The organism is Myxococcus sp. AB056 (genome assembly GCF_006547365.1).
In the GTDB taxonomy this organism is placed as follows: Bacteria; Myxococcota; Myxococcia; order Myxococcales; family Myxococcaceae; genus Myxococcus; species Myxococcus virescens.
Map to the genome: position 1 here is coordinate 1 of NZ_VHLB01000165.1, position 7,684 is coordinate 7,684.

The following is a 7,684-nucleotide window of genomic DNA, read 5'->3' on the forward strand; positions in this document are numbered from 1 at the left end:
GAGCGGCGAGGGGGCGGAGGGCGGGCTGCATCAGGCGTGCTCCTCGGCCTCATCGGGCGCGTCCGTCCGCTGCACCTGCCATTCGGGGAACGGGTCCTCCAGACGCGCCCAGTGTTGGGGACCGCGCGCCAGCTCCTCCGGCGTGAGTAGACAGGCCTCCAGCAGCCGGGCCATCTCCTCATGGTCCGCGTCCTGGGTGATGAAGACGATTTCCTGCCGCCGGTCGCCATGTGGGCCCACGCACTCGCGCTCGATGTCGACGCGCGCCTGGGCATCCTCCGGCCACTCGGCGCGGGGCATCGCGTCCCACCACACGCCGCCGGGCTCGAAGCTGCAGGCGCCGCCCGCCTGGGCCCAGACGCCCGCGATGTCCATCCGCGTGGCGAGCCAGAAGAAGCCCTTGGAGCGCAGCACGCCCTTCCAGCTCTCGTGGATGAAGTCCCACAGCCGAGCGGGGTGGAAGGGCACGCGGCTGCGGAAGACGAAGCTGCGGATGCCGTAGGTCTCCGTCTCCGGCGTGTGTTCGCCCCGCAGCTCCTTGAGCCAGCCCGGGGCGCGCCGCGCGCGTTCGAAGTCGAAGCGGCCGGTGTTGAGCACGGCGGAGGGCGGCACGCGGCCCCGCTCGGAGGTGACGAGGTGCGCGTCCGGGTTGAGCTTGCGCAGGATGTCCTTCAGCCGGGCCAGCTCCTCCGCCGGGACGAGGTCCGTCTTGTTGAGGACGAGCACGTCCGCGAACTCCACCTGCTCCACCAGCAGGTCCACCACGGTGCGCTCGTCCTCGTCCGCCGCGGCCAGTCCACGCGCGGCGAGGTCATCCGCGGCGCTCCAGTCCCGCAGGAAGTTGAGGGCGTCCACCACCGTGACGAGCGTGTCCAGCCGCGCGACGTCCGACAGGCCCTGGCCCTGCTCGTCCGTGAAGGTGAATGTCTCCGCGACGGGCAGCGGCTCGGAGATGCCGGTGGATTCGATGAGCAGGTAGTCGAAGCGGCCCTCCCGGGCGAGCCGGGAGACCTCCAACAGCAGGTCCTCGCGCAGCGTGCAGCAGATGCAGCCGTTGGACAGCTCCACCAGCTTCTCGTCCACCCGGCTCAGCGCGCCGCCGCCCGTCTTCACCAGCCGGCCGTCGATGTTCACCTCGCTCATGTCGTTGACGATGACCGCCACCCGCAGGCCCTCCCGGTTCTGGAGGATGTGGTTGAGCAGCGTCGTCTTGCCCGCCCCCAGGAAGCCGGAGAGCACCGTCACCGGCAGCCGGGCCGTGGCCGCGGGCGCCGTCATGGCTTGCCCTCTACGAACAGCACATGCTTGCGCACGCGCGGGTCGTACTTCCTGAGCTGGAGCTTCTCCTGCGACTTCCGCTTGTTCTTCGTCGTTGTGTAGACGTAGCCAGTCCCCGCCGACGACACGAGATGGATGATGGTGCGGTTTCCCTTGGGCATGGTGGGCTCCGGCCGCGCGGACATGACAGGGCATGCCGCGACGATGCGCTGCCGCGGAGTCACGCCGGGATGGCGGTGTTGATGTGTTGGGTGTTGTTGTATCTGGGTTGCGTTTACGGCGCAAGCAACTGCGCGGGCCGGACGTCCGGGGAGCGCGCGCCGCTAGGCCTCGGCGTCTTCGTCCGCGTCCGGGGCGCGAGTCGTACTGAGCCGCTTCCGGTAGCGCCGGATGGCGCGCTCCAGGGGACGCAGGCCCGCAAGGCACAGCAGGGCAATGGTCATGGTGGTGACGGCGGCGAAGTAGAAGCCCAGGCCGGCGGCCAGGCCCACGGACGCGGTGAGCCAGAGGTTGGCCGCCGTCGTCAGGCCCTTCACCTGTCCGTTGTGGCGCAGGATGACGCCCGCGCCCAGGAAGCCGATGCCCACCACCACCTGGCTGGCGATGCGGCTGATGTCGCCCCGGGTACCTTCGGGGGTGTCAGGGCCCAACGCGACTTCGATGAAGACGCTGGCCAGCGTGAAGCAGCACGCGCCCAGGGAGACGAGGATGTGGGTGCGCAGCCCGGCCGCCTGGCCGCGCACCTCACGCTCCAGGCCCAGCACGCCCCCCAGCAGGGCGGCCAGGGCCAATCTCAGCGCGACAATCTGCTCATCCACGAACGGGGAGCCTACTCACCCAGCTCGATTTTCTCGTCCTTGTCCGCTTCGCTCAGTTCGGGATTGGGCAAGGTGGCCAGCGTGGCCGTCAGCAGCTTGCTGGACGGCACCACGTAGGGCGCCACTTCTTCACCCAGCTCCTGGACGTACTGGCCCACGCGCTGCTCGTAGTCCTCGTCTTTGGAGTTCCAGCTCCCGGCGGCGTCGGCGGACCAGACCTCTTCACCGTCGCGGCAGCGCACCAGCTTCGCGCTCACCGCGGCCTCCGCGCCGCTGCCCCGGAGCTGAATCTGCGGGGACAGCCAGAGCACGCCCTCCAGGCCCTCCACGCACAGCGTCTTGAACGTGGCGTCCGTGGGCACGTCGGGCAGCGCCGCGCTCTCCTTCACCAGGAAGTCGCGGTTCTGGTTCACCCACTGGCGGGCGATGAGGCTCCACAGCTCGCCCACGGCGACCTTGCCGTCGGGCAGCGGCTGCGTCACCACCACCAGGCGCTTCACCTGGTGCTTGTCCACCGTGTCGTAGTCACTGCGCAGCCGCTGATTCTTCACCGCGGAGCATCCGGACAGCAGGCCCAGCCCGAGCACGGGCAACAGTCGCTTCATCATGATGTCCCTCTCCCGGCCCCCTTCCGCGGGAAGGGGGCCTCCTTCAGGTGCACGCCCGGGCCAGACGGCTCAGGCCGCCTTCGGCTCGGAGTCCTTGCCGCCGCCAGTCGAGCCGCCCTCACCGGAGGACGCGCCCGACTCGCGCTGACGCCGGTCGTACATGAGCTGCATCACCGCGGCCAGCACCGTGAAGGACACCACCAGCGTGGTGATGAGGCCAATGCACGCTACCAGACCCATGGAGCGCAGGCCGTTGTGGGCCGCGGCCAGCAGCGCCGCGAAGGCCACCACCGCCGTGAGCGTGGAGGACGCGACGGCCGCGCCCACGCTGCGCAGGGCCACCAGGGGGGAGGTGCCCTCCAGGAAGCGATGGAGCAGGTAGAGGCCGTGACTCACCCCGAAGCCCAGGAGGATGGGCAGGATGATGATGTTCATGAAGTTCAGGCGCAGCCCCGTCAGCGCCATGATGCCCAGCATCATCGCCACGCCCACGCCGAGCGGAATCACGGACGCCAGCGCCAGCTTCACGTTGCGGAAGTCCAGGAAGTGCATGGCCAGAATCCAGAGCGCGGTGAGCACCACGGTGACCTTGCCGTCCCAGAGGACGATGCGCGCCAGCCGCGCGTAGAGCTGCGTGGCGCCCGCGGCGCGGAACTCCTTCTCCACCGTGGGGGCCTTGGGGTCCCACGCGTCCTGGTCGAACCTGCCCGGCGTGTACGTGGCCTTGATGACCTTCGTCTCGTCGGAGAACTTCAGCATCTTCTGGCCGTCCATCAGGTCCACGCTCGCGTAGATGTACGTGAGGTAGCCGTGGTTCTCCGGCTTCGCGGAGGGCAGGTTGCGGAACTGCGCGGTGTAGTTGGCCGGGACGCCGTGGACGTCAAAGGGCTTGGCGTCCAGCACCTTCTTGAAGAAGTCCGCGTTGGCCTGCATCTCCGGCGGCAGCGCGGCGACGGAGAAGCCCTCATCCTCCAACTGCTGCATCTCCGCCTTCCACTCCTCCAGCACCTTGGCGTTGGCCGCGGCCGTCTCCGCCGGGGGCACGAAGGTGAAGATGCTCACCACCTGGTCGATGGAGGGGTAGTTGTGCGCGTTCTGCGTCAGCTCCCGGTAGACACCTTCGGCCTCGTCCAGGTCCTTGGTGTAGATGGCCATCGGGTCGCTGGAGATGTTGAAGCGCTCGTTGATTTCGTCCTGGAGCAGCACGGACGACATGCCGTCGGGGATGAGCGCGCGGGTGTTGTAGTTGAAGCTCACGCCGTACTTGAGGCGCTCGAAGAAGCCCAGCTCCACGCCCTTGGGCGGCTCCTCCGAACCGGCCCAGGGAACCGCGGCGGCGCAGATGAGCGCGACGATGGCCGTGCTGATGCCCAGCACCATCTTCGGCTTGGGGATGCGCAGCTCCTTGCCCGTGGTGACGGAGTTGGTGGGAGGCGGCTTCATCACGCCGATGAGCTTCTGGGGCAGCTCCGGGTTGAGGCGGCCGGCCAGCGCCAGAATCGCCGCGCTCCAGCAGAACAGCGTCAGGCCCAGGATGAGCGTGCCCGCGCCGGCCAGGAAGCCGAACTGGCTGAAGCCGCGGAACTCGCTGACCATCAGCACGAAGAAGGAGCCCGCCGTCACCACCGCGGCCACCGCGGCCGGGCGGCCCGCGTTCATCACCGCGTCCCGGATGGCCACGTCGTACGGCTTGCCCATGCCCAGCTCCAGCCGGGTGCGGAAGATGAAGTGGATGCCGTAGTCGATGCCGAAGCCGAGCAGGATGCCGCCCAGGATGGACGTAATCATGTTCAGCTCGCCCACCGTCGCGTAGGTGAACCCGAGCGTATAAATCGTGCCCACCACCGTGCCGATGACGACCAGGAAGGTCGGCGCCAGCTTGCGGAAGAAGATGATGGTGATGAGGAAGATGGAGCCCAGGGCGATGAGCGTCACCGGCTCCAGCGACTCTTCAATCGCGAAGGAGTCATCCACCGTCGTCTTGTAGGAACCAGTGAAGCCGTAGGCGATGGTCTTTCCATCACCCATCAGCTGGTAGTCCTCCACCAGCTTCACCTTGCCCGGCTGCGCGGAGTACGCGTCAATCTGGCCCTTGAGCCGCTCGAGGTAGTCCTTCGTCTTGCCGATTTCGGTGTTGTCCCACATCGGCTTGACGAGCAGCATCAACATCTTCTTGTCGTTGGAGATGTTGTAGTCGTCGCGGATGCTCTTCTTGCCAATGGAGGAGTACTTGTCGACCAGGTCCTGCATGTCGAGCTCGACGGGCTTGGAGCCGCCCAGGTCGATGAAGAACGGGTTGCTGCGCTTCAGCTTGTCGCGCAGGAACGCCATGATGCGGCGCTTGCCCTCGACCAGGTCCTCCGTCTTCACGAAGAGGACCATGTTCTGCTGGATGAACTCGACGGGCAGCTTGTAGGAGACGTTGCGGACGTTCTCCTTGTCGTCCTGCATGATTTTCGCGAGGTCGTCGGCGGTGCGCTTGAGCGCGGCCTCGTCCTCCGAGCGCAGGGCGACCATGAGGAAGCCGCTGCCGCCCACCATGTCGATGACCTGCTTGACGTCCTTCACCTCTTCCAGGTCCTGGGAGATGAGGTCGAGCTGGTTGGAGTTGATGTGCAGCTTCGACGTCCCCCACAGCGACACGGCCAGCAGGGCCAGCATCACGAGGAGGACCGCCCCGGGCCTGCGGACCAGCAGTCCGGCGAAGGCTTGGGCGAAACGGGAGTGGGAGTTCGGATTTCTATCGCCGCTCATGCGGCGGCGACCCTACTGGCAAACGCCCTGACCCGAAAGGCAAAGCCCGGCCGCCAGGTCGCTGCCCTGCCACGGACGCCCGGGTCATGGCGGGGCGCCCCAGGACCCGCCCTCAGTGGGCGGGCGGCGCGGTGACCCGCAGCACGTCGTTTTCCGGTTCCTTGGGAGGCAAAAGGAACGAGCGCGGGTGCTTCACCAGGTGCGAGAGCACGGCGCGCAGGAAGGGAAGGGCCTCGCGGGCCGGGACGTCGCGGGCGCGGACAGCCACCCCCAGCGCCAGCGAGAAGGACACCCCGAAGTTGATGAGGCCGGTGAGGGCCATGCCCGCCAGCGCGGCCAGGAACTCCGGCTGGAGCACCGCGCCGGGGCCCATCGCCGTGCCCGCCAGGGAGAGCGAGCCGAGCACGAAGGTGACGTGGCGCACGTCCAGCGTCAGGCCGAAGAAGCCGCCCACCAACGGCCCCAGGGCCAGCAGGAAGCCCAGCGTCACGTTGGCCCCCAGGCCGGAGGCCGCGTGCTGGAAGGTGTCCGCCAGCCGCCGGGCGCGCGCCTCCCCCAGGAGTCGCCGCAGCACGCGGTGGTGGGCCAGCGCCTCGGGCAGCCGCCGGTACACCACGAAGTTCTCCAGCCAACCGCCCGCCACGCTGCTCATCCACAGCATGACGCCCGTCATGGCGGCGAATATCAGCGTGCCGCTCTTCCACGGGTGCAGCGAGGCCACCGTGGCCTGGGCCTTGGCCGGGCTCAGGAAGGTGTTGCCGGTGATGAGCTGGTATCCCAGCGCGAACACGATGGCCGCGGGGGCCACCACGCCCAGGTTGCCCATGAAGGCCGCCAGCTGGGAGCGGGTGATTCGCGGGATGAGCTCCACCAGGCTCGCCAGCCGCTCCCCCCGGGCACCTTCTCCCACCGCGCCCGCCAGCGTGGCCGCCGTCACGGACGGCTGCTTGGTCGCCAGGGTGAAGCCCATCGCTTGGATGAGGAGGAAGGCCAGGGCGTAGTTGAGGCCCACGGCGAGGAAGGAGAAGAAGGGCGCCAGCATCAGGCCCGACAGGAGCATCTTGGCGGCCACCGCCATCGCCGTGACGAGCCCGCCGCCCGCCGCGGAGTGCACCATCGCGTGGAAGCCCTCGCGGGTGCTGGTGATGTAGTGCTCGCCGGAGTGCCCCGCGCGTTCGATGATTTTGCGCGCCAGCATCCGCATGTTGCGCTTCACCAGCTCCACCACGGAGCGGTCCGCGTGCGCGCGCCGCAGCAGGTCCGACACCAGCGTCATGGCCTCGCGCCAGCGCGCTTCGCCCCGAGTGGCCCCCAGCACGCGGGCAATGGCCTCCATGCGCTCCAGGCCCCGGCGGATGCGCTCCAGCCGGTACACCAGGTCCACGCTGACGCCCGAGTCCTCCAGGTGGCGTGACACGCTGCCCACCACCTGGCGGCAGTCGGCCACGCATTGCGATAAATCCCGCAGCGTGTCCGCCGCCGCGTCGCGCGCCAGGACCGCGTCACAGACCAGCCGCATCCGCAGGAAGGGCGAGGCGCGGAAGGACGTCTCCGGGCTGCGGTCGCGCACGTCCTCGGCCATGCCCAGGGCCGCCACCTGCACCGCCAGCAGCAGCAGCGCGTCCATCAAATCCGCGCGCACGCGGGCGGCGGGCTTGGGCTCTGGCGACGCGGGTTCGCCCACCAGCGCCGCGAGCTGCGCGAGCCGCGCGGGGGACAGCCGTGCCAGCCAGTCCGCGTCGTCCGGGTTCGGGCACAGGCGCAGCAGCAGCTCCGACAGCTTGCCGGGCTCCGGAGGGGCGGGCAGCAGCGAACGGGCGAGCCGGTCCGACGCCTCCGCGAAGAAGCCCTGGCCGGCGGGCAGCCCCACCTGGGCGAAGAGCTTGAGGCCCCGGCTGCCCTCGAACACGGTGGCCACCAGCCGCGTGAGGGCGGCGCGCATGGCGGGCTCGCCTTCGAGCACGCGCACCATCAGGGCCAGCCGGCTGTCGGCGGCGGAGGCCTCGGGTTCGGAGGCGTCCACCAGCGCGTGGGCGGGGATGCGCTCGCGCAGCCACTGCATCCAGCGCTCCACCCACTGGAGCCGGTCCTCCAGGCTGCCCTCGGGCACGTTGCACAGCAACCGGTACAAATCCCGCACGGCGGAGTGGCCCGGTGCCCGGGGCGCGTACTGCATGCAGAACGCGTCCACTTCGCGGGCGGAGGGCTGCTGCCTGGGGGCGGGGG

At 69.1% G+C, this 7,684-nt stretch carries 6 protein-coding genes; all 6 read right to left on the bottom strand.

The annotated features are described in order from the left end of the window. Positions 1-30: 30 nt before the first annotated feature. Complete coding sequence (gene zigA, locus FMP39_RS36405; RefSeq protein WP_141594541.1) at positions 31-1,278, bottom strand: zinc metallochaperone GTPase ZigA; 1,248 nt, start codon at positions 1,276-1,278, stop codon at positions 31-33. Further along, on the bottom strand, positions 1,275-1,439 hold the full coding sequence (gene rpmG / locus FMP39_RS36410; protein ID WP_011556454.1) for a 50S ribosomal protein L33: 165 nt from the start codon (positions 1,437-1,439) through the stop codon (positions 1,275-1,277). The genes zigA and rpmG overlap by 4 nt, the downstream gene beginning before the upstream one ends. A gap of 162 nt (positions 1,440-1,601) precedes the next feature. Next, positions 1,602-2,096, bottom strand: a complete 495-nt coding sequence (locus FMP39_RS36415; RefSeq protein ID WP_141594542.1) for an MgtC/SapB family protein — start codon at positions 2,094-2,096, stop codon at positions 1,602-1,604. 11 nt (positions 2,097-2,107) lie between these two features. After that, positions 2,108-2,704 (bottom strand): MXAN_6521/LA_1396 family lipoprotein, encoded by a 597-nt coding sequence (locus tag FMP39_RS36420; RefSeq protein WP_011556452.1) that lies wholly within the window; start codon positions 2,702-2,704, stop codon positions 2,108-2,110. Positions 2,705-2,773: 69 nt separating this feature from the next. After that, on the bottom strand, positions 2,774-5,458 hold the full coding sequence (locus FMP39_RS36425) for an RND family transporter (protein ID WP_141594543.1): 2,685 nt from the start codon (positions 5,456-5,458) through the stop codon (positions 2,774-2,776). 112 nt (positions 5,459-5,570) lie between these two features. Next, the coding region (locus FMP39_RS36430; protein WP_228558638.1) for a site-specific recombinase at positions 5,571-7,684 on the bottom strand (2,114 nt) is incomplete at its 5' end.

Excerpts from the sequence above, each read along its gene's own strand:
- zigA (WP_141594541.1), bottom strand. The coding sequence starts at position 1,278 with ATGACGGCGCCCGCGGCCACGGCCCGGCTGCCGGTGACGGTGCTCTCC.
- FMP39_RS36425 (WP_141594543.1), bottom strand. The coding sequence starts at position 5,458 with ATGAGCGGCGATAGAAATCCGAACTCCCACTCCCGTTTCGCCCAAGCC.
- rpmG (WP_011556454.1), bottom strand. The coding sequence starts at position 1,439 with ATGCCCAAGGGAAACCGCACCATCATCCATCTCGTGTCGTCGGCGGGG.
- FMP39_RS36420 (WP_011556452.1), bottom strand. The coding sequence starts at position 2,704 with ATGATGAAGCGACTGTTGCCCGTGCTCGGGCTGGGCCTGCTGTCCGGA.